This is a genomic window from Aliarcobacter cibarius, from assembly GCF_013372265.1.
Taxonomy (GTDB): Bacteria; Campylobacterota; Campylobacteria; order Campylobacterales; family Arcobacteraceae; genus Aliarcobacter; species Aliarcobacter cibarius.
In genome coordinates, this window is record NZ_CP054051.1 from 1,088,099 (window position 1) to 1,110,321 (window position 22,223).

Below are 22,223 nucleotides of genomic sequence, written 5' to 3' on the forward strand. Positions count from 1 at the left end.
AGATATTTTATCTTTTCTCTTTTTTAGAATCAAATAGTTTTAGAATATTTTTATATGCATCTGCAAATTCTAAGTTTATTAAAGATTCTTTTCCTTCTATAATATTTAAAGCTCTTTGTATATTTTCTTCACCAAAAACATCACAAAGCCCTTCAATATGATCTTCTAAATCTAAATCTTCTTGATAAGCTCTTAGTACTTGAGCTAATATATAATTAAAAGGTTTGTTTGATTGTTCAAGATAGAAAATCGCTTCTTCATACTCTTCTAGTTTAATTAAAATATCAGCTTTAAACTCAAATAAAGAGAAATCTTTTTTGAAAATAACACCAATAAATGGACCTATATTTACAGAATCATCAAATCCATTTAATTCATCAAGTAATTCTTCTAAATCATACTTATCTTTATTTAAAATAAAATCTCGTATTAATTTCCCTTGGTTTTTATTGTTATAAATCATATCTTCAAGTGGATAAATTTCAGAAAAATTAGGAACTATCATATGACAAGAGTAAAACCCTAAATAATCATACTCTCTTAAATAGATTGTTTTATTTTCTTTGTCTAAAATATCTTTTAAAAATATAAATTGTTCAGTGCTATTTTCTATGTTAAATTTCCAAGAAGTATAATCAAAAGATTTATTCTTATTTAAAAATTGAAGTCCTACTTTAGCATTCGAATCCACAAAATGTGACTCTAAATTTGAATTTGAACCTATCTCTTCAAGGTCAAAACTAGGTCTTTCAAAGCTATCTAATTCATCTATTTCTCTTCCTTGCAATAATTCAGTCAATGTTCTTTCAATACTAGCTTCTAATATAGGATGACTTCCAAAAGATAAAAATAGAGTGTTGTTTTTTGGATTTATAAATGCTATTGCAGTAACAGGATATAGTCCACCAAGTGAAGCATCATAAACTTTAACTATATAACCATGATTTTCTAGTGCTTTTATATCTTCATTTATTTTTGGGAAAAAGCTTAAAACTTCTTTTGGAAATTCTGGAAGAGATAGCCCTTCTTTTATAACTTTAAGTTTTACATATCTTTCAAAAACTTCGCATAAAGCTTGAACTTTTGCTTCATCTTTTGTATTTCCTGTTGATAATCCATTGCTTGCATACAAGTTTGATAATATACTTGTAGGAAAATATACTGTTTTTTCTGAAGATTGATTTATAAAAGGAAGAGTTACAATATTTTCAAAATTACTTGAATTAAAATCTAAAAAATCATTTTTCTCAAGTCCTTCCATAGTGTAATATTTTTTAAGTTCAGAATCTAGGAAATCTTCATTTTTATCAAACTCTTTTTGATCTTTGAAAAATTTTCTATTTTCTAAGTAAAAATCATTAAAATATAAATTTGTTTGTAATCTTTCTATAAATTCACCATATGCACTTGCTAAACAAGAGTTTAAAAGGCTTCCTTTTCCATTTGAAAAAATAAAATTATTTGCACCTTCGAAACTTAAATTTATTGAGAAGCTATTTTTTACAGGATTTTTTTCTTTTGATAGTTTGATTTTATATCCAAAATCATCTATTATTTTTTTCATTTTTGTTATAGATGTCTCTAGAGGAGCATCTTTTGAGAGTAAGTTCATATTATTTCTTTCTTAAAATTTTTGTGAAGTATAGCTAAAAGTTATTAGAGTTAGATTTTATAAAATTTGATTTATAAAACAACCATTTCCATAAGGTTGTTTTGAATAGTATAGTTTTGAATGACAAACTATTAAAGCATGAAATTCTTGATAGACAATCACTAGCTCATGTTCATCTTTTATCTCTTTTTTTAATTCTTTTTCAAAAAGATTCTTAATCTCTATATATTTTGTTTTTTCATTTATAAGATTATTATGAAGTAACAATCTTTTTGTATATGCATCTACTTTAAAATGAGGTTGTTTAAAACCATACAACAGCATACTATCAGCGGTTTCTTCTCCAACTCCTTTTATTTTTAAAAGTTCATCTCTAGTTGGAATTTTTCCATTCAGATTCTCAAAAAAATTTATAAAATTTAGAATATATTGAGATTTTTGATTGCTATATCCTGAAGGCTTTATTAATTCTTTTAACTTTTTTATTGGAAGATTTTTTATTTTCTTATAATCTAAAACATCAGCATTTCTTAGATTTTCAAGACTTTGAACAACTTGCTTAAAACTTCTATTTTGAGTTAAAATCGAAGCTAAGCATACTTCAAAGATTTGATTTTCATTTTTTGGATATGAGTAATCAAGTTTATGATAGTACTCCTTTAAATCCATAAATGGCCACCAACCTTGAGGGCCATAAGTGTTATAAAGTTTATTATAAATTTTAAATATCTTGTTCATCTTTATTTATTTCATATTCTAATAGGTTCTTTTTTCTCTCTATGCCCCATCTATAACCACTCATAGCTCCACTTTTTGCTATTACTCTATGACAAGGAATTAAATAACCTATATGGTTTTTACCAATTGCATTTGCAACTGCTCTTGCTGATTTTGGCTTATCTAGGACATTTGCTATATCACTATATGTTGCAATTTCTCCATTTGGAATATTAATTAGTGCTTTCCAAACATTTATCTGTAAATTTGTACCTTTTACAAAAAGAGGATATTTTTTATTTTTTATAAAGATATTTTCCAAATATTCATTTGCTAATTTTTCATTAAAAATTAAATTAGCATTTTCCCAAAGTTGATTAAATCTTTGAAAAATATCTTTTTTATTGTTATCACAAAAACCTAAATAACAAATTCCTTTATCTGTAAAACCAATCAAAGCTTCACCAAAAGGTGTTTGTCCAAATCCATAAGTTATCTCTACATCTTTACCTTTTTCTTTCCACTCTTTTGGAGTTACTCCTATAAGGTTTACAAAAAGTTCATGAAGACGACTTGAACTAGAAAGTCCAATATCCAAACTACTATCAAGAATGGATTTGGACTCTTTGATATGCTCTTTTGCATAATTTAGTGTAACACTATGTAAGAACTGTTTAGGTGTAACACCTACATATTCTTTAAATACTCTTATAAAATGGTACTTACTCATACCAATATTTTTTGCTACTTCATCAATACTTGGATGAGATTTGAAATTCTCATCTATGTATTTTATAGCTTTTTCTATTTGTTTATAAGTAGAGCTATCTTTATGTGTTAGCAATCTTTAAAAACCTTTATTAATACGTAGAGCTGTTGTAAATAACAAAGTTGCTTGCTAATTCTTCAAGTTCTTTGTTGATTTTTTTATGTAACTCTTTATCTTCAATATTGTCTAGTACATCACAAATTTTATTTGCAATAAATTCAAATTCTTTTTCTTTCATTCCTCTTGCAGTTAGTGCAGGGCTTCCTATTCTAATACCACTTGTAACAAATGGGCTTCTTGTTTCACCTGGAACTGTATTTTTATTTACAGTAATTCCTGCATCTCCTAAAGCTGCATCTGCATCTTTACCACTAAATGGTTTATTTAAGAATGATACTAGTACTAAGTGATTATCTGTTCCACCACTTACAATATCATATCCTCTTTTTACAAGCACTTCTCCTAATACTTTTGCATTAGCTTTTACTTGTTTTGCATAATCTTTCCATTTTGGATCAAGAATTTCTTTAAATGCAACAGCTTTTGCAGCAATTACATGAACTAAAGGTCCACCTTGTAATCCTGGGAAAATTGCACTATTAATTTTTTTAGCAATCTCTTCATCATCAGTCATAACCATACCACCTCTTGGACCTCTTAAAGTCTTATGAGTAGTTGTTGTTACAACATGAGCATGAGGGAATGGAGATTGATGTTCACCAGCAGCAACAAGACCAGCAATGTGAGCAATATCAGCAAATAAAATAGCATTTACACTATCAGCTATTTCTCTAAATCTTTTAAAATCAATCTCTCTAGCATATGCACTTGCACCACAAACAATAATTTTTGGTTGAACAATTTTAGCAATTTCAGCTACTTTATCATAATTAATTCTTCCATCAAGTTCAACACCATAATAGAAAGCAGAGTAGTTTTGACCAGAGAAGCTAGGTTTACTTCCGTGAGTTAAATGTCCACCATGAGATAAATCCATACCTAAGATTTTATCACCAGCTTTTAATAATGCTGCATAAACTGCACCATTTGCTTGAGATCCACTGTGAGGTTGAACATTTGCAAATTTACAACCAAATATTTTACAAGCTCTGTCAATTGCAAGTTGTTCTACTTTGTCAGCTTGCTCACAACCACCATAATATCTTTTATATGGATAACCTTCAGCATATTTGTTTGTAAATACTGAACCCATAGCTTGCATAACTGCAGGTGAAGTAAAGTTTTCACTAGCAATCATTTCTAAATGGTTTGTTTGTCTTTTTAATTCAGCCTCAATTATTTCAAATACCTCTGAGTCTGCTACTTTTAAATTTTCTTCTGTTATATATCTCATCTCTTGTTCCTTTACTAAAATTATTTATTAAATCTTAACTAAAAATTATACTTTTAAACAATCCAAAAATTGCTAAATTTTAATCTTCTAAAATTTCTTCATCTACTGATAGTTTCTTTTCCTTAAATACTGGACGAGAAATTATTTCTAGATAAAAACTAGGATAATTTTCACCATTTGCTAAATCAACACTTTTAATAATATCAGCAAAACTTATCTCTTTTGCAAGTTCTAGAGTTTGTCCAAATTTACAATCAAAAAACCATGAATTGAACTCTTCTGGTAATTTTTTACTTTTTTCTCTTTTTATATATTTTCTAATTTCATTTTTTATACTATCGATTTGTCTATCTCTAGTTTTATTTGAAACATCTATTTGAAATACTTTTCTCATTTATTTATCCTTTTGAAAAATAGATTATAGCAAAGATAAATAAAAAATTATTTGATTTAAAAAATTCAAGAAAATTTTTGTTATAATCGCGTATTTTCACACAAAGAAGCACGATGGAACATTTCTTATTAACACTCTTTTTAGCTCTATTTACAGCAACAATTTTAAATATAATATTTAAAAGGTTTGGAATTTCTCAAATTATAGGATATATTTTAACAGGGGTTATAATATCTTATGGTTTTCATTTAAAGGGTGCAAATATAAGCTCTTTAGATGCAATTGCAGAATTTGGAATTGTTTTTTTAATGTTTACAATAGGTCTAGAAATAAGCTTTGATAAAATTAGAAAAATGAAAGAGATTTTACTCTTAAATGGTTTTTTGCAAGTACATATAAGTGCTGGATTAATATTTCTAGCTACATATTTTATTTTTCATTTAAGTATTGAAGTATCTTTGATTATATCATTTGCATTTTCATTATCTTCTACAGCTATTGTTTTACCATATTTGAAATCTTCAAAAGATATTCATACGCCTTATGGAGAGAAAACAACGGCTATATTAATTTATCAAGATTTAGCAGTTATTCCAATTTTATTATTAATTTCATTTTTAACAAATGAAAAATTGTCTATAACCGAAGTTATTTTAAATACATTTATTTCCGCAGTTGTAATTACTTTATTTATGTTTATCTTTGGAAAAAGAATAATAGATTGGTTATTACAATTTTCATCAAAAACAAGGTTAGAAGAGCTTTTTATTAGTGCAGTATTCTCTATAGTTATAGGAGCCGCTCTTTTGGCAGAATATTTAGGATTTACATATTCTTTGGGTGCTTTTTTAGCGGGAATGATAATCGCAGATACAAAATTTAGAATAAAAGTTGAATCAGACATTTCAAATTTTAAAGATTTACTTTTAGGAACTTTCTTTTTTACTGTAGGGACAAAAATTGATATTATTTATTTTCTAGAAAATACGCATATCATTGTTGGACTATTCTTACTTATAATGATAATAAAAGGTTTAGTTGTATATTTAATAATAAGAAGAAAATCAGATAATAATACATCTATTAAGAGTGCAATTGCACTTTGTCAAGTTGGAGAATTCTCTTTTGCTATATTTACTCTAGCTTCAAGCCAACATGTTATCCCTGTTCAAACAGCAAATTTTTTAACTCTTATTTCAGTAATGTCTATGATATTAACACCATTTTTCCTAAATAATATTTATAAAATTTCTAGTTTACTTTCTAAAGATTTATATGAGTCAGATAATATTCAACCTCTTGATGAGCAAAATCATATAATTATTTGTGGTTTTTCTATTTTAGGAAGAGTTGTTGCAAGAGATTTAGCAGATAGAAATGTACCTTTTATTATTGTTACAAATGATTTAAGACAGGTTCAATTTGCAACAAAAATGGGATATAAAGCATATTTTGGACATTTACAAAAAAAATCTGTTTTAGAAGCTTTAAGAACTGAAAAATCTTCAAGTATAATTGTGACAATAACTGAAACTCATGACAAAATTTTAATTTGTGATGCTATTCTTAAATATTATCCAGAGGCAAATATTATTTTAAAATATGAATCAATGGAAGAAAAACATCTTTTAATGGATTTAAATATAAAGAAATTTGTACATGCTCACGCTGAAGTTGGAAGATTATTAGTAGAAGAAGCGACACATTCTTGTGATTTAAGTTTACACAAATATGATTAAATCAGAAATCTTTTAAGATTTCTGATTTTTAATAGAGTATAACTCCAATATTCTCATAATAATTGCACTAATATATGGAATAGTTTGAATAAATATAGTTGCTGCAAATACATAAATTTCAGTAATTCCTGTATGATTTGTAAATATCAGAGCAAAAAAAGCAGTTAAAAGTAAAATACATAAAATTGTTTCATATTTAATAGGGTTTGCACTTTTCTTAGCTTTTCCACCTTTTTCTGTTCTTTTAAATGGTAAACCATCTTTGATAAATCCATCAAATACAGCTTTAAAAATAATTAACTGTAAACTCATAGAAGCAATTGAGCTTAAGAAAATTTCTTTAAATGTAGCTTTCACTTTTGTTCTATATAAAATAAACGTATGTAAAATATTTACTAAAAACGCTGTAATAATTGGAATTGTAAGTGGAATTGTAGGAATTGTAACTCCGACAAATATAATAACTGGAACCCAAATAATATTCATAACCGCCATAATTGGACCCATAGCATCACTTAACCAGAAGAACCAACCTGTAACAAATTTATTTTTTTGTCTAGGACTAAGTCTATTTGAACTTGGTTTGAACTCTCTCCAGTGTTTTTTAAGAATTTGAATAGCTCCATAAGCCCATCTATGTCTTTGAGTTTTAAATGCTTCAACTGTATCAGGTAAAAGTCCAAATCCATATCTTCTATTTGTATAATGAGCTATATATCCAGCTTCAAATAATCTAAGACCTAATTCACTATCTTCAACAATTGTGTCAGTTCCCCAACCACCAACTTCCATCATAGCACTAAGTCTTACCATTACCATTGTTCCATGAACAACTATTGCATTTTCTTCATTTCTATCAACCATACCAATATCAAAGAAACCAGCATACTCTGCATTCATAGCTTTTTTAATAATTGATTCATCGCCATCTCTATGATCTTGAGGTGCTTGAACAATAGCAACTTTTGGATCGTCAAATAAAGGTACTAGGTCTATAAGCCAAGGAGATTCTACTTTATAATCTGCATCAATAACAGCAATAATTTCTGCATTCTTATCTGTATATTCAAGTGCTGCATTTAAAGCACCAGCTTTAAATCCTGTACACTTAATATCAAGATATTTAAATTTATCTCCTAATTTTTCACAAAGCTCTTTAATTGGAGTTTTATAAAAGTCTTCAGGAGTATTATTTATGATAACTAAAACTTCAAAATTTGGATATCTAAGTTTTGATAAACTTTCCAATGTTTCAGCTAAAACATGTGGTTGCTCTTTATATGCAGGAACATGAATTGAAACAAGTGGTGCATTTTGAGATTTTAAATCAAGTGGAACCAATCTTGTTGGAGTTACTCCAATAGTTGATCTAAATAGCTCATTTGCTTTTGCTAAAGTTATAATTACAAGTGGGATCATTAAAAAACTTCCCATTCCCCACATTACCCACATACCAAAATTCATATAGTTTATAAATGGGTAAATTGCAGCCATTACGATACCAAATGCCATTCCTTGAGCAGCTATTGCGTAAGCAAATGCATGGCTAATATTAACTTTTTGATTTCTAAGTCCAAAGATTGTTAGTAAAGCACCAATTAAAATGGCTGCAATCATCTGATATAACCAATATTGATTTAATTCAATTGCTCCGGCTAGTTGGAATTTTAGTTTTCTATCAACATCAAATATTCCCCAATATTGTCCAACATTACCCTCATCATAACCTTTCCAGGGTTGATCAAATGCTTCAATGATGTTATAATGCCATCCTTTTTCTTGTGCTAAACTAACAAAGCTTCTGATAGCTTGAGCTTGATTCTTTATATTTGGAATAGCCTTATTATTGTTATAACCATGACTTGGCCAACCAGTTTCCCCAATTACTATCTTTCTATTTGGATGAATTTTTTCAACTATTGAATATTTTTCAAGTAGGAACTCATTGTATCTATCGATTGGAATTTTTTCCCAATAAGGTAAAATGTGTATTGTTAAAAAATCTACATGTTTTGCTAGATCTGGAACTCTTTCCCAAACATCCCAAGTTTCGGCAACTGTTATTGGTTTATTTGTAAGAGATTTCATGAAATCAACATAAGCAAAAAGTTCTTCTTCTGTTATATCAGCTCTTAGCAAAACCTCATTTCCAACAATTACATTTTCTACTCTGTTTGGATATTTTTCCAAAATTTGTAAAGCTCTTTGTATTTCAAGATAGTTTTCTTGATGATCACCACTAATCCAAAGTCCTAAATCGATTGGCATAGTGCTATCTTTTGAACCTTCTAAGATTTCATAAGCTTCTTTTGCCGCATATGTTCTAATTTTTGTTGTAAAGTTTTGTAATAAATTTACATCGTCAGAAATTTGTTGTTTCGACAAAAGTTTTTTTTCATACCCCTCATATGGAGAGTAAGAAAGAGACTCTATTTTGTCCATAGAGCTGTCTTTTATTGTTACAAGATTGTCTTGTGTAATCCAAAAAAAGACTTGAAAAAGTCCAGCCATAATAAGACCTAAGATAATATATCTCAACTCGTTTTCCTTTTATAAAAATATTGCGAATATTAACATTTTTTTGTTACAATGAAACTTATTATAAAATCGTGTAAGGATAATTATTTTGATATTTGTTGCTTTTTTAGTTTCTTTGATTGCTACATTAGGTAGCTTGTTCTTTTCAGAAATAATGAATTTTGTTCCTTGTAGCTTATGTTGGTACCAGAGAATTTTTATGTATCCTCTTGTATTTATATTTCTAACAAACCTTTTATACCCTGATAAAAGCGTGTTTAAGTACAGTTTTCCATTAGTATTTATTGGTTTAATTATTTCAATTTATCATAATTTATTAATTTTAAAAATAATTCCTGAAAAATTGTCACCTTGTGTAAATGGTGTTCCATGTAGTATTGATTATTTAAATTGGTTTGGATTTATAACTATTCCTTTAATGTCATTTACTGCATTTTTTATTATTTTTATAGTTTTATTTTTGCATAAGAAGAAAAATTGTCTTTAATTATTTGTTATTCTTTTTTAGATAAAGTACCAAAAAATCTATAAGGAAAGAAATGCAGAATAAAAATTTAGTTTTTATCTCTATTTTTGTTGTTTTGATTATATTTGCCGGTGCAGTATATTTTTATAAGGGAAGTACTACAAGCAATGTGGGAAATATTGGTGATACTTTATTAAAAGAGTATTCATATAAAAAGGGTGATAATAAAAAGAATATAGTAGTTGTTGAGTTTATGGATCCAGAGTGTGAATCTTGTGCACTATTTCATCCTATTATGAAAAAACTGTATAAAGAGTATAGTGATGATATTTTAATAGTTACAAAATATTTAGCGAACCATAAAAACTCAAAAATGGCTATTGAAATATTAGAAGCTTCAAGAGAGCAAAATCTTTATGATGAAGTTTTAGATGTTATTTTTGAAAAATTACCTATTTGGGCAAAGCATAATAATGAAAAACCAGAACTTTTATGGGAATTTTTAAAAGAAGTATCGGGGCTTGATATTGAAAAATTAAAAGTTGATATTAAAAATCCAAAAATAGCAGAAATAATCAAACAAGATAGGTTAGATGCAACATCTTTAAATGTAAGAGGAACACCTACAATATTTGTAAATGGTATTGAACTTGAAAACTTGAGTCAAAAAGATCTTTTTGATTTAGTAGAAAAAGGTATTTACAAATAATGGAATATTTTTTAGCTTTAATTGTTGCTGGTTTTTTTACTTTTTTGTATTTATATTTTAAAAATAAAAATAATTTCGTAGAAAAACCAAAAGCTATGAAAAAAGATGAAATTATAAAAGCTTATGAGGAAGAACTAAAACAAATTTTGGCTTCTTGTTCTGGAAATAAAGCTTTAGAAATTGAAAAAAAGGTTCAATTTTTGAAAAAAGTAAATCATGAATTATCTATGAATATATTTTTTGACAAAGATGAATCAAAACAAATTTTACAAAATTTATCAAAAATGGAGTGTGTATGAAGAAAATTTTATTTATATCTTTGGCTTTTATAGCATTTGGATTTACAGCTTGTGATTCTAAGTCACCAATAACGTCAAATGCTGTTTCAAAAACAAAAATAAATGAAGAAAAACCAAAGTTTCAATCTCAAAATTATAGTTTAATAACAACAGATGAAAAAATTATAAGCTTTACAAGTACAGAAGAGGGCTTAGATTTTGATGAATTTAAAAATAAAAAAGCTGTTATTATAGATATATTTGCTACATGGTGTCCGCCTTGTATTGAATCTTTACCAATGTTAAAAGAGATAAAAGAGATAAACAAAGATAATCTTGAAATTGTTTCTGTTCTTTTTCAAGATCCAAAAACTTCGGAAGAGATTAAAGAGTTTATAAAACAACATCAAATAAATTATCCAATAACAATGGGTAGTGATAATCAAAAGTTAGCGGATGAATTAAGTGTAAAAAAAGTTCCTGAAATGTTTTTATTTTCTAAAACTGGAAAATTTGTACATAAGTTTGTAGGTAAAGTTCCTAAAGAAGAGTTAGAAAAATATCTTAAAATTGCGATTGAGAATTAAGATTCTCAATATTTGCAGTTAAATTAAAGAAGAGTTTTTAGCTCTTCAAAACTATTTATGAAATAATCAGCCTTTTTAAAATCTTGTTTTGACGTGAACTCATTTTTTATAACTATACAATCAATATTAGCATTTTTTGCACTTTCTAAACCTCTTTGAGAATCTTCAATAACTATAGCTTCGTAATCTTTTGCTCCAAATTTTTCTAACCCTTTTAAATATGGTTCTGGATGTGGTTTAGCTTTTGTATAATCTTCAACACAAAGTACAAAATCCATAAAATCAATTAAACCTCTGTTATTATGAATTAATTCAAAATCAACTCTTCTTGAAGTAGTTACTATTGCCATTTTATATTTTTTTGATAACTCTTTTAGTACTTTTTTAACATTTGGTATAGTTATATCTTTTGTTTGTAAAAATTCTTGATAATAGTTATCTCTTATTCTTCTATGTTTTTCTATAATATTATTTTTTATATTGTGAAGTTGAGCTAATTCAAAAGCGCTTCCACCCTTGATCATAATATTTTGATAAAAATCCATATCTAGATTTAAACCCAGCAAAGCCAGGGATTTTTTATTTGCTTCAAAGTACCATTTTTCAGTTTCTACTAATATTCCATCATTATCAAAAAGAATGTAGTTTTTTAAATTTTTCATGTATTACCCTTAAAAATAAGATAAAAAAAAGGGAAGCTTTTAAAGCTTCCCTTAAAGTATATAGGAGGAGTTTAAGTTAAAAAATTATCAACTTACAAAGTAATTATAGACTTACATGATTAATATTATTTAAATAAAGTATTAATCAATAGTAAACCAGATAATTTTTATCTTATTTTTCCCATTTTGCTTTTGGAGCTTCGTATTTTTTTATTTTTTCTATTATTTCATCTATATCATCACTTACAATAAGCATATCAACAAATCTTTTTGCAATAAATCCATTTTCAACACAAGAATATAAAAAGTCTATTAATTTGTCGTAGTATCCATTAATATTGAAAAAAATAGATGGTTTTTGATGATAACCAATTTGTGCAGAAGATATTACGTCAAAAATTTCATCAAAAGTACCATAACCTCCAGGAAGAGCAATAAAAGCATCACTTAATTCTTCCATTTTTGTTTTTCTTTCACTTATCGTATGAACTTTATAAATTGTTGTAATATTTGTATTTTCTAGCTCTTTTCCTGCTAAATCATAAGTTATAACACCTATAACTTTGTTATTTAGTTTCAATGATTCATTTGAGATTATTCCCATAAGACCTTGTTTTGAGCCACCATAAACAATATTGATATTTTCAGATGCAAGTTTATGTGCAAGTTTTATAGTCATTTCTTGATAAATATCACCATTTCCGAATGCTGAGCCACAATATATTGCTACATTCATATATTTTTCTCCTTTTTAAATGGTTTAAAAATAATAAGTAATCTTGGTAAAAGTAATAAATTAGCTATTAATACGCTTATCATTACCACAGCTGTTAAAAGTCCAAAATATATTGTAGGAACTAGATTTGATAGCATTAAAATAGAAAAACCAATTACAATGATTATAGTTGTATGATACATAGGATGACCTACTGTATTTAATGCTTTATTTATTGAAATTGAATAGCTACCATGACTTTGTTTAAATTCAAAATCAAATCTATGCATAAAATGAATGGTATCATCAACAGCTATTCCTAGAGCAATAGCAGCAATGGTAATAGTCATAATATCAAGAGGTATCTCTAGCCATCCCATAATACCAAAAACTAAAGATATAGGTATTAGATTGGTAATTAAAGCTATAATTACCATTTTTATATTTCTAAATAAAATTAAAAACATTATAGCTAGAACAATTAAAGAAGCACCAGCTGTTGCTATTTGAGAATCAAATAAAGATTGAAGCATATTATTATATAAAATCATAAGATTTGTAAGCCTATATGTCGTTTCTTTATTTGTAATAATTTTTTCTAAATCATTATTTATTTTTCTTATTAGTTCATTTCTTCGCAAATTATCATTTGAATCTATAATTCTAATATTGATTCTTGCTTCATTTGCTTCAAGATTTACATAAGGACTTAAGATTAATTTTTTATACTCTTCTGGTAGTTGAGTATAAATTAGTGCAAGTGTAATTCCATCTAAATCTTGATTGTTATTTAAAGTTTTTCCAATTTTTAATAAAGTTGCTAAAGATTGAACATTTCCTATTTCAGGAATATTATCAAGATAATCATGGATTTTTGTTATTAATTCCATTTTATCTTGAGAAAACCAATATTGTTTATCATCATTTTTTAAAGCAAATTCATCTTCAAATTCATCAAAATTAGATTTTGTATTTGTGTTACTTTTTTCTTCAGATTTATTATCTTTAAACTTGATTATTATATCAAGAGGGGTTGTTCCACCTAGATTTTCATCAATTACTTTCATACCTTTGTAAATCTCTGTATTAGATTTAAAATAGTTGATAAATGAATTTTCAACAAATATTTTAGAGCTTCCAATAACAGAAAAAATTGTAGTTAATATAGCAAGAATAATTATTTTGCCACCGTGATTTAAAACTATATTTGGTAATTTTGGAATGAATGAAATTAATTTATCTTTCTTTTCTATTTCTTCTTTTTTGCCAATTAATAATAAAAATATTGGAAAATATATAAAAGATAAAACTAAAGATATAAGTATTCCAACACTCATCATTAATCCTAAATTTATTACAGGTTCAATATTTGATAAAACTAAAGAAGAAAAACCTACAACAGTTGTTATTATTGCAAAAAAAGAAGGTATTAATTTTGATAAAACTGTATTTATTGTAAGTTTATACTGGCTTGCTTTTTTATATTTAAAATATAATTCTTTATATCTTTCAACTAAGTGAACAACCACTGACATAGTAATTATTAGCTGAAGTGCAACAAAGTTTGATGAGATTACTGTAACTTCCCAATTAAATATACCTAAAATTCCAGCAGTTGATAAAATTGAAATAAAACAAATAAATAAAACTATAAAAACCCATCTAAAGCTTTTGAAAATATAATATAAAACAAAAATAAATATAAAAATCAAACTAAAACCATAAACTATAAGGTCATTTTTTACAAAATGAATAGCATCATTTGCTATCATATTAACCCCACCTAAAAATATTTTAGCATCACCTTCATAATTTTTTATGACATTTCTAATATTTTCAATATTTTTACTTTCATTTTCTCTACTAACTTCTCTATATTCTTTAAACTCTAAATTATTTTTTTCTAATTCTTCTATCTCTTCTTTACTTAGAGCTTGAGTTTTTTGTTTTTCTAATAGTCTCTCTCTTTTTTCAATAAACTTAAAATATTTTTCATCATCTTTTAAATGAAGTATAATAGCTGTTGTTTTAAAATCCGAACTTACTAAAGCATTTTTATACAAAGGAGAGTTTAAAAATTCATTTTTTACTAAATCTTTGTCAAATTCTTTTGAACTTAAGCTATCAACACCAGCAACTAAGTCAGATATTGGTCTTATTGGTGACTGAAGTAGGGGAACTGTTAAAATTGAATCAACTTTTGCAATATTTTCTACTTTTAGAAAATCATTTGAAATATTTTTTATTTTTTCTAAAGTTTCTTTTTCTAAAAGTGCTTTATTTGGACTAAAGGTAACTACCAAGAAATTTGAGTTTTGATATTTTTTAAAACTTTCTCTAAAAAACTTAAGATCTTCATCATCTTCTAAGAGCAAAGTCTCTGCACTTGCATCAATTTGCATATTTTTAGCATTGTAAGATAAATAGCCTACAAAAAGAGAGGCTATTATTAAAAATAAAACAGGATATTTAAAAATTAAAGTATCGTAAATTTTTTTATACATAAATTATTGATTTTTAAATTGTGCAAACATATCATCAAAAGATTTCTCTTTTAAAAGGCCAGAAAATTGTTGTCTGTATGTTTGAATAATACTAACACCAATTAAATCAACATCGTAGATATACCATTCTCCATTTTTTTCATAAAAATTGTAGTTTATACTATATGTTCCTTCTTTTCCTAAAAGTTCAGTTTTTAACTGAAGTCTAGTATTATTATAAGGATCAAGTGATAGTATTTTAACTTTTTGATCGTTGTATAATTCTAATTTATCACTATAAGATTTTTTTAATTTATCTTCAAAAGTTGCTGTGAACTCTTTTTGTTTTTCTTCACTAAGAGTCTCCCAAGAGTGCTTTCCTAAAGCAATTTTTGCCATAAGTTCAAAATCAAAAGTATCGTTTACAATACTTATAACTTGATTCTTTTTCTCTTCTTTTGATAAACTTTTATTTTTTAATACTACTAATACATTATCAATTCTCTCAGCCATTTCACTTTGAATTTCTTCTTTTTTAAGTGCATAACTATTTGTTAATAAAATAGTTAGAATAATTGTAATTTTTAATAAATTGCTTTTAAACATTTATCTACTCCTGTATTTCTTTTTCTCTTTTTTGATTATACATATTTCGTAAATACGGATATAAATCAATCGCATCGGCTTTAATTTTTTCATAAAAATCTGGATGGAAAGAGTACTCATTTGTTTTATATAAAATATCAATCCCCAATTCTTGTAAATCATTTTGTGGAATTTTATATGGTATTGTATTGTGTGCTAATTGACTTGTTGGTGACAACGCAATATCTGCACTTAATCCTACAATATCTCTTAAATTTGAAGGTCCAAGTAATGGTAAAACAACATGAACTCCATCTCCAATTCCCCAGTGACCTAAAGTTTGTCCAAAATCTTCTCTATAAATTTTCATACCTAAAGTATTTGTTGCTTGATCCATAAAACCACCAAGCCCCCATATAGTATTAACTACAAATCTTCCTAATTCTTTACTAGCATTTTCAAATTTAAATTGCAGAATATTATTTGCAAATCTAATAGGAAACATTAAATTTGTGAAAAAATTATTTATTCCTGTTCTTGCAACTTCTGGTACTACATATGCATAACCTCTTGCAACTGGAGAAGCAACATTTGTATAAAAGCTATCATTAAAAGATGTCATTACTCTATTATAACCACTTAGTGGATCAAAAACTACACTTTGAGTTGATTTAAATTCACTATCTATATCATCAGGAAAATCGCTTTCAGCAGCAAAGCTTGAAAGAGATATTGAAGTTATAAAGAATATGGTAAAAAGTACTTTTTTCATAAAGATCCTTTAAAATAAAGCAAACATTATATTGAAAAATTCTTGCAGATTAACTTTAATAAGAAATTTATAAATAGATTTACCAAAAAATTATTAAAAAATTGCTACAATATTGCTATTTTAAAATTACATTTTGGAGTTATTTTATGGGTAGAGCTTTTGAATATAGAAAAGCAGCAAAAATGAAAAGATGGGGAAATATGTCAAGAGTATTTCCAAAATTGGCAAGAGCTATTGAGGTAGCAGCAAAAACTGGTGTTCCTGATCCTGAAATGAATTCAGCTTTAAGAACAGCTATTTTAAATGCAAAAGCTGAAAATATGCCAAAAGCAAATATTGATGCTGCAATAAAAAGAGCAACAGGTAAAGATGCAGCAAACTTTGCTGAAGTGAATTTTGAAGGAAAAGGTCCTCATGGTGTTTTGGTTTTCGTAGAAACAGCTACTGATAACAATACAAGAACAGTTGCAAATATTAAAATGTATTTTAATAAAACAGGTGGACAAGTTGTACCTACAGGTTCTTTAGAATTCTTTTTTGATAGAAAAGCTATTTTTGAATTCAATAAACCAAGTAATTATGAACTTGAAGATTTAGAAATGGAATTAATAGATGCTGGTTTAGAAGAACTTGAAGAAGAAGATGGTGTTATTTTAGCTTATGCAAACTATACAGATTTTGGTAATATGAACAATAAATTTGAAGAATTAGGAATTCAACTTACAAAAGCTGAGTTAAAAAGAATTCCAAATAATCCTCAAGAATTTACAGAAGCTCAACAAGAAGAAATAGGAAAGTTAATAGAAAAACTTGAAGATGATGATGATGTTCAAGCAGTTTATACAAATATAGCTTAGTTAGTATTTAGTAATATTTTAGGAGGGCATATGCAAGAGAATAAGAAATTATCAAGTGAAACAAGTGAATTAGGTAATGTTGATCAAATCAGGGAAATTTTATTTGGTTCTCAATCAAGAGAACTAAATAAAAGATTTGAAAAACTTGAAATTGATATTAAAAGATCTTTTGATGATTTAAAGTCAAAAATTGAGTTTAGTCAAAAAGAGTTTAATCAAAAACTTGAAAATGAAGTTGAACTTATATCTAAAAGAATTAAGAATCTAACTACTGTTCAGCAAGATGAATTTGCTGATATAAAAGATAATAATTTAAAACAAGAAAAGAGATTTCAGCATAGTATTGATTTACTAAATGATGAAATTGGTGTAAAAATTGAGCAATTAACAAAAGATCAAAACGATAGTAAAAAATCTTTAAGTGAAGAGCTAAATTTCTTAAAATTAGAGGTTTTTGAGTTTATTGAAGATAAATTAGCTCAAATGAACAATGTAAAACTTTCAAGAGATGATGCAGCAGAAATTATGATGGAAGCAGCTCTGAAAATTAAAGGGAATAATATTCAAAACCAGTTAAATCTAATCGAACAACCACAAGAGTAGTTTTAAAAAATGAATGAACTACAAAAATTGAAAGAGCTCTTATTAAAAAATGAGCTTGAAGATTTTGATGAATTAAAAAGCAATTTTAATAAGTTGGAATCGGAATTTAATAGTAGTGAACATATAAAAAATATTATATCACCAGTTGTTACAACGGCAATAAAAGATAATATTAAATCATCAAGAGATGATGTTGTTGATAGCTTATATCCTATTATTGGAAATATGATTACGAAATATGTCTCAAGAACATTTGAGGATATGATTAATTCTATTAATAATAAAATCAGAAATAAATTGTCTTTTAAAGTGATAAGTAGAAAAATTAGAGCAAAAGTACAAGGTATAAGTGAAACAGAACTTTTAATTAAAGAAAGTACAAAAGCTTATATAAAAACAATTTTTTTAATTGAAAAAAATAGTGGTATTGTATTGACTACTTTACAAAATGAGAATAGTAAAATTAATGAACCAGAAATGGTTGCATCTATGCTTACGGCAATAAGAAGCTTTGTAAATGATTGGGTAGATAAAAATGAAGAAAATAAAGAACTAAATATTATTGACTATGGTGGAAGTAAAATAGTTATAGAAAGTAGTACTAGTTGTTATTTGGCTGCTATTATTGATGGAGTTGTTTCAAACGATACTTACAGAAAAATTGAAGATATATTATCTTTGATTGTTTCGCAATATGGAAGTAAAATAAGAGATTTTAATGGGGATCTTGAAAGTTTACCTATTGATGAATTTAACAATATGCTACTACCTCTATTAAGCCATAAAGAATTCATAGAAAAAAATGAAAAAATCCATCCTATAATATATATTTTTCCTGTAGTTTTATTATTAGTTATTTCATATTTTTCTTATAGTTATATTATTGATAGAAATTTAGAAAAAAAAGCCAATGAAATTCTTTTTAAAAATTCATCTTTAACTATTTATAGGTTAGAAGTTACTGTTGAAAATAAAAATATTTTTGTAAATGGAGTTGTTCCAAATGCAATTTATAAAGATATGGCATTTAATGATTTAAAAGAATTAGAAGAGGTAAAAAGTATAAAAAATAATGTTCAAGTTGTAAATTTAAATACACCAAAAGACATTTATGACAAAATAACTTATTTAAGAATGGCACTAAACCAAAAAGATGGTAATAAAATAGAGTATAATTATGATTATCCAAATTTAAAAATTTTTGGATCAGTTATTAGTAGGGCAGAAAGAAAATATGTTGAAAATCAATTTTCTTTAGTTGAAGGACTTGAAAAAATCAATTTTGATATAAAAATTGTACCTCCAAATATAGATGAATCTATACATTTTGATCAAAATTCAGCTGAGATTTTGACAAATCAGGAATATAAGCTTATAAATATTATAAATTTACTTCATAAATTAGATGATGATTTAGTTTTAGAAATTTATGCTTTTAGAGATTTTACAGGAACTCAAGAAAGAAATGAAACTTTGGTTCATGAAAGAGCAAAAGCTGTAATGAAATATTTGAAATTAAAAGGAAACGTTACTCAAAAGTTAGTAGATATAGGAAGAAATGAAATTCCTAAAGATATAGATGAAAGTGAATATCCAGAACAGGGTCGAAAAGTAATATTTAAATGGAAAAAGTAGGTTTTCATGTTTAGTTATAAAATAGTATTAGTAGGTGATTTTGGTACTGGTAAAACAAGTCTTATTAGAAGATTTGTAAATAATAGTTTTAGTGAAGATTATAAAAGTAGTATAGGGGTAACTATCTCTAAAAAAATATTAAAAACAGATATAGATAATAAAATATATGAAACAACAATTATGATTTGGGATATAGAGGGAAGAACAGAATTTAAACCTATATTTAGTCATCATCTAAATGGTTCAAAGGCATTTATTATTGTTGCTGATATAACAAGAATTGAAAGTATTAATTCAATAACTGAACATATAGAAGTATGTCAAAAAATAGCTGTAAATTCACCAATATTTATAGCTTTTAACAAAAGTGATATGGAGCACGATGATATAGATATTTATAAGTATAAAAATTTATCTTCAAATATAATTGATATTTTTAAGACTTCTGCAAAAGATAATATCTCAGTTAATGAGATTTTTGAAGTTTTAAACTCTCAAGTAATAAAAAGTAGCTTACAATGATTGATAAAGATTTAGTTTTACCAATAGTTTGTAATAAATATAATATTTCTTATATTATCTTTAATAAAGATTTAAAAATTTTTGATTTTACAATGAATATGAGTATGTTTGTAGAGAAAAATGTAGAAATTGTTAAAAATATGGATATTAGAGAAGTTTTTTATGAATTTGTAGGGGCAGAAGATTCTTTAAATGAAGTATATAATTTTAAACGAAATTATTTACATATTTCTATGATTTCAAGGAATGATATATTTTATGATGTAAATATTGAAATTTGTAATATTGAAAATGAAAGATACTTTATTGCCATGTTTTCAAAACAGCTTCATAGTTCAATTAGTTATCTTCAAACTATACAAAAAATAAATCAAGATAATTTAAGAAAGCATCTTTTAAAAGAAAAAGATGAAGATTATTACAATGCTATAAATAAGAAGTTAATAAGTTTTAGAATTGATAAATTTGGAATAATAAAAGAAGTTAACCATGCTTGTACCAATTTTTTTGCTTTAGATGAATTAGATTTATTAGGAAAACATTTTTCAGATTTTTTTCATTCAAGGGAAAATAAATCTAATTTGAACAGTATAAATAGTATTTTTAGAGCTAATAAATTTGACAATACTGAAGTTTTTTTTCATGCGGATGTTATTCCTTTAAGTAATGAAGATTCTTCTAGAATAATAATTTGTCAAGACATTACATATCTTAAGAAAATTGAATCAGAGTTGGAATATGCAGTTAATCATGATACTCTAACAAATCTTCCTAATAGATTATATTTAATGAAAAAGATTGAGGAAAATATAAAAAAATCTAAAGAAAATGACTCTCTTTTTGCATTATGTTTTATTGATTTAAATAAGTTTAAAGATGTAAATGATAACTTTGGTCATCATGTAGGAGATATGCTTTTAAAGCATGTAGGAGATATTTTAACTAATGTTTTAAGAGAAAATGATACAGTTGCTAGATTAGGTGGAGATGAGTTTGTCATATTACTTGAAAACATTGAATCTATAGACTATTTAGAAAAAACTATCTCTAGAATTAAAAGTGTTTCAAGTAAGATGCCACTGCTTTATAGCTCGAGTATAATTATTGATTTTTCTTTTAGTTTAGGGATTAGTTTATATCCATATGATGGTGACAACGTTGAAAAACTTCTTGATAAAGCTGACAAAAATATGTATTTATATAAACAAAAAAGTATTTAATCCTTTTTGTTTATTTATCTTTATTGATTTTGTTTATAATTTTTTGAATATCACTAATTCTTGTATCTGAACTAGGGTGTGTTGAAAAGAAATCACTTCTGTCCGATTTTCCTTCATTCATATTTTCCCAAAATTTAATAGCTTCACTTATATTATAACCTGCATTGTACATTAGGTAAATTCCAATTTCATCTGCTTCACTTTCTTGTAATCTTCCATAAGGAAGCATAACACCTAAATTTGAACCTGCACCATATGCCATATTGAAAGCATTTTGATATTGTGGGGCAGTTGCTCCAACAACTATGTTTCCAATCATTCCTACCCCTTGCTGAACCATATTCTGACTCATTCTTTCAGCGCCATGTCTTGCAAGTGCATGTGCAATTTCATGAGAAATTACAGTTGCTAATTGATCATCATTTTTTGCATATTTTAAAATTCCTGTGTAAACAACAACTTTTCCTCCAGGAAGACAAAAAGCATTTGCCTGATCATCTTCAACTAGATTAAACTCCCACTTAAAATCATTTTTTTGTGAAACTTGAGCAATTTTTTGACCAATTATTTTTATTCTTTGAGAATCTTTTGTATTATTTATAACTTTTGCTTCATTTAAAGCTTCTTTATAAGATTTCTCGCCTAGAGCCATCTCTTCTGAAGATGAAACAAATATCATTTGAGATCTGTTTGTATATGGAGATTTACTTGTACAACTAGTTAAAATAAAAATAGTAGATATTGATAAAATAATTTGTTTTGAGCTAATCATATTTTCCCTTATAGTAATAATTTACGTTATATTAATCTACTTATCATAAGTAAATTCTTAATTTTATAAAAAAAAGTTATGAACTAAAATCTATAACAATGTACAACTATTGTACATTATTTGAATATAATCATAAAATATTTTCTTCATATTTTATTAAAAAACATTATTAGTTGCAATATGTAACTTTTATTTACAAAATATAAACTTGTACAAATCTTTACAGAAACTGTA

The 22,223-nt window shown here is 26.1% G+C and carries 22 protein-coding genes; 10 read left to right on the forward strand and 12 right to left on the reverse strand.

Annotation, left to right across the window (positions count from 1 at the left end):
- Nucleotides 1–7: 7 nt before the first annotated feature.
- The 5 genes from ACBT_RS05375 to ACBT_RS05395 all read right to left on the reverse strand — a co-directional run bounded on the left by ACBT_RS05375 (nucleotide 8) and on the right by ACBT_RS05395 (nucleotide 4,846).
- Nucleotides 8–1,612: a YcaO-like family protein gene (locus tag ACBT_RS05375; RefSeq protein WP_024775237.1), complete on the reverse strand. Its 1,605-nt coding sequence runs from the start codon at nucleotides 1,610–1,612 to the stop codon at nucleotides 8–10.
- A gap of 57 nt (nucleotides 1,613–1,669) precedes the next feature.
- A complete protein-coding gene (locus ACBT_RS05380; protein WP_024775238.1) occupies nucleotides 1,670–2,350 on the reverse strand; it encodes an endonuclease III domain-containing protein in 681 nt (226 codons plus the stop codon).
- Complete coding sequence (locus ACBT_RS05385) at nucleotides 2,334–3,173, reverse strand: bifunctional helix-turn-helix domain-containing protein/methylated-DNA--[protein]-cysteine S-methyltransferase (RefSeq protein ID WP_024775239.1); 840 nt, start codon at nucleotides 3,171–3,173, stop codon at nucleotides 2,334–2,336. Before ACBT_RS05385 ends, ACBT_RS05380 begins: the two co-directional genes overlap by 17 nt.
- A 16-nt stretch (nucleotides 3,174–3,189) precedes the next feature.
- Nucleotides 3,190–4,452, reverse strand: coding sequence for a serine hydroxymethyltransferase (locus tag ACBT_RS05390; protein ID WP_176325387.1), 1,263 nt, complete (start codon nucleotides 4,450–4,452; stop codon nucleotides 3,190–3,192).
- Nucleotides 4,453–4,531: 79 nt separating this feature from the next.
- Nucleotides 4,532–4,846: a DUF6172 family protein gene (locus ACBT_RS05395; protein ID WP_024775274.1), complete on the reverse strand. Its 315-nt coding sequence runs from the start codon at nucleotides 4,844–4,846 to the stop codon at nucleotides 4,532–4,534.
- Between the two features lie 113 nt (nucleotides 4,847–4,959).
- Between ACBT_RS05395 and ACBT_RS05400 the strand changes: the two genes are divergently transcribed.
- Nucleotides 4,960–6,585: a cation:proton antiporter domain-containing protein gene (locus ACBT_RS05400; protein ID WP_024775275.1), complete on the forward strand. Its 1,626-nt coding sequence runs from the start codon at nucleotides 4,960–4,962 to the stop codon at nucleotides 6,583–6,585.
- Between the two features lie 12 nt (nucleotides 6,586–6,597).
- Here ACBT_RS05400 and ACBT_RS05405 read toward each other — a convergent pair whose 3' ends face one another.
- Nucleotides 6,598–9,123 (reverse strand): glycosyltransferase family 2 protein, encoded by a 2,526-nt coding sequence (locus tag ACBT_RS05405; RefSeq protein WP_024775276.1) that lies wholly within the window; start codon nucleotides 9,121–9,123, stop codon nucleotides 6,598–6,600.
- A gap of 88 nt (nucleotides 9,124–9,211) precedes the next feature.
- Between ACBT_RS05405 and ACBT_RS05410 the strand changes: the two genes are divergently transcribed.
- The 4 genes from ACBT_RS05410 to ACBT_RS05425 are packed head-to-tail and all read left to right on the forward strand — an operon-like array spanning nucleotide 9,212 to nucleotide 11,163.
- Nucleotides 9,212–9,610 (forward strand): disulfide oxidoreductase, encoded by a 399-nt coding sequence (locus ACBT_RS05410; protein WP_228130306.1) that lies wholly within the window; start codon nucleotides 9,212–9,214, stop codon nucleotides 9,608–9,610.
- 52 nt (nucleotides 9,611–9,662) lie between these two features.
- Nucleotides 9,663–10,298 (forward strand): DsbA family protein, encoded by a 636-nt coding sequence (locus ACBT_RS05415; protein ID WP_024775278.1) that lies wholly within the window; start codon nucleotides 9,663–9,665, stop codon nucleotides 10,296–10,298.
- Nucleotides 10,298–10,597 carry a hypothetical protein gene (locus ACBT_RS05420; RefSeq protein ID WP_024775279.1) on the forward strand — a complete coding sequence of 100 codons (300 nt, stop codon included), beginning with the start codon at nucleotides 10,298–10,300 and terminating at the stop codon, nucleotides 10,595–10,597. Before ACBT_RS05415 ends, ACBT_RS05420 begins: the two co-directional genes overlap by 1 nt.
- The gene (locus ACBT_RS05425; protein WP_024775280.1) at nucleotides 10,594–11,163 is read left to right on the forward strand and encodes a TlpA family protein disulfide reductase; all 570 of its coding nucleotides are present in this window, start codon (nucleotides 10,594–10,596) and stop codon (nucleotides 11,161–11,163) included. Before ACBT_RS05420 ends, ACBT_RS05425 begins: the two co-directional genes overlap by 4 nt.
- Before the next feature lie 23 nt (nucleotides 11,164–11,186).
- On the opposite strand, the gene ACBT_RS05430 is transcribed toward ACBT_RS05425, so the two are convergent.
- From ACBT_RS05430 to ACBT_RS05450, 5 genes are all read right to left on the reverse strand, one after another.
- The gene (locus ACBT_RS05430) at nucleotides 11,187–11,825 is read right to left on the reverse strand and encodes an HAD family hydrolase (protein ID WP_024775281.1); all 639 of its coding nucleotides are present in this window, start codon (nucleotides 11,823–11,825) and stop codon (nucleotides 11,187–11,189) included.
- A 172-nt stretch (nucleotides 11,826–11,997) separates the two neighbouring features.
- Entirely contained in the window at nucleotides 11,998–12,561 is a 564-nt protein-coding gene (locus ACBT_RS05435) for an LOG family protein (protein WP_024775282.1), read from the reverse strand.
- A complete protein-coding gene (locus ACBT_RS05440; RefSeq protein ID WP_024775283.1) occupies nucleotides 12,558–15,044 on the reverse strand; it encodes an efflux RND transporter permease subunit in 2,487 nt (828 codons plus the stop codon). Before ACBT_RS05440 ends, ACBT_RS05435 begins: the two co-directional genes overlap by 4 nt.
- A gap of 3 nt (nucleotides 15,045–15,047) precedes the next feature.
- Nucleotides 15,048–15,629 carry a Tgt2/MlaC family protein gene (locus ACBT_RS05445; RefSeq protein WP_024775284.1) on the reverse strand — a complete coding sequence of 194 codons (582 nt, stop codon included), beginning with the start codon at nucleotides 15,627–15,629 and terminating at the stop codon, nucleotides 15,048–15,050.
- A gap of 4 nt (nucleotides 15,630–15,633) precedes the next feature.
- Nucleotides 15,634–16,380: an MlaA family lipoprotein gene (locus ACBT_RS05450; protein WP_024775285.1), complete on the reverse strand. Its 747-nt coding sequence runs from the start codon at nucleotides 16,378–16,380 to the stop codon at nucleotides 15,634–15,636.
- 146 nt (nucleotides 16,381–16,526) lie between these two features.
- On the opposite strand from ACBT_RS05450, the gene ACBT_RS05455 reads away from it, so the two are divergent.
- From ACBT_RS05455 to ACBT_RS05475, 5 genes are read left to right on the forward strand one after another with little or no spacing between them, the layout of a single operon-like run.
- Complete coding sequence (locus ACBT_RS05455) at nucleotides 16,527–17,237, forward strand: YebC/PmpR family DNA-binding transcriptional regulator (RefSeq protein ID WP_024775286.1); 711 nt, start codon at nucleotides 16,527–16,529, stop codon at nucleotides 17,235–17,237.
- 30 nt (nucleotides 17,238–17,267) lie between these two features.
- The gene (locus ACBT_RS05460) at nucleotides 17,268–17,840 is read left to right on the forward strand and encodes a hypothetical protein (RefSeq protein ID WP_024775287.1); all 573 of its coding nucleotides are present in this window, start codon (nucleotides 17,268–17,270) and stop codon (nucleotides 17,838–17,840) included.
- 9 nt (nucleotides 17,841–17,849) lie between these two features.
- On the forward strand, nucleotides 17,850–19,475 hold the full coding sequence (locus ACBT_RS05465; protein WP_024775288.1) for a BON domain-containing protein: 1,626 nt from the start codon (nucleotides 17,850–17,852) through the stop codon (nucleotides 19,473–19,475).
- A 6-nt stretch (nucleotides 19,476–19,481) separates the two neighbouring features.
- Nucleotides 19,482–19,997, forward strand: a complete 516-nt coding sequence (locus ACBT_RS05470; RefSeq protein ID WP_024775289.1) for a Rab family GTPase — start codon at nucleotides 19,482–19,484, stop codon at nucleotides 19,995–19,997.
- A complete protein-coding gene (locus ACBT_RS05475) occupies nucleotides 19,994–21,217 on the forward strand; it encodes a sensor domain-containing diguanylate cyclase (protein WP_024775290.1) in 1,224 nt (407 codons plus the stop codon). Before ACBT_RS05470 ends, ACBT_RS05475 begins: the two co-directional genes overlap by 4 nt.
- A 10-nt stretch (nucleotides 21,218–21,227) precedes the next feature.
- On the opposite strand, the gene ACBT_RS05480 is transcribed toward ACBT_RS05475, so the two are convergent.
- Entirely contained in the window at nucleotides 21,228–21,989 is a 762-nt protein-coding gene (locus ACBT_RS05480) for a M48 family metallopeptidase (protein WP_024775291.1), read from the reverse strand.
- Between the last annotated feature and the right edge of the window lie 234 nt (nucleotides 21,990–22,223).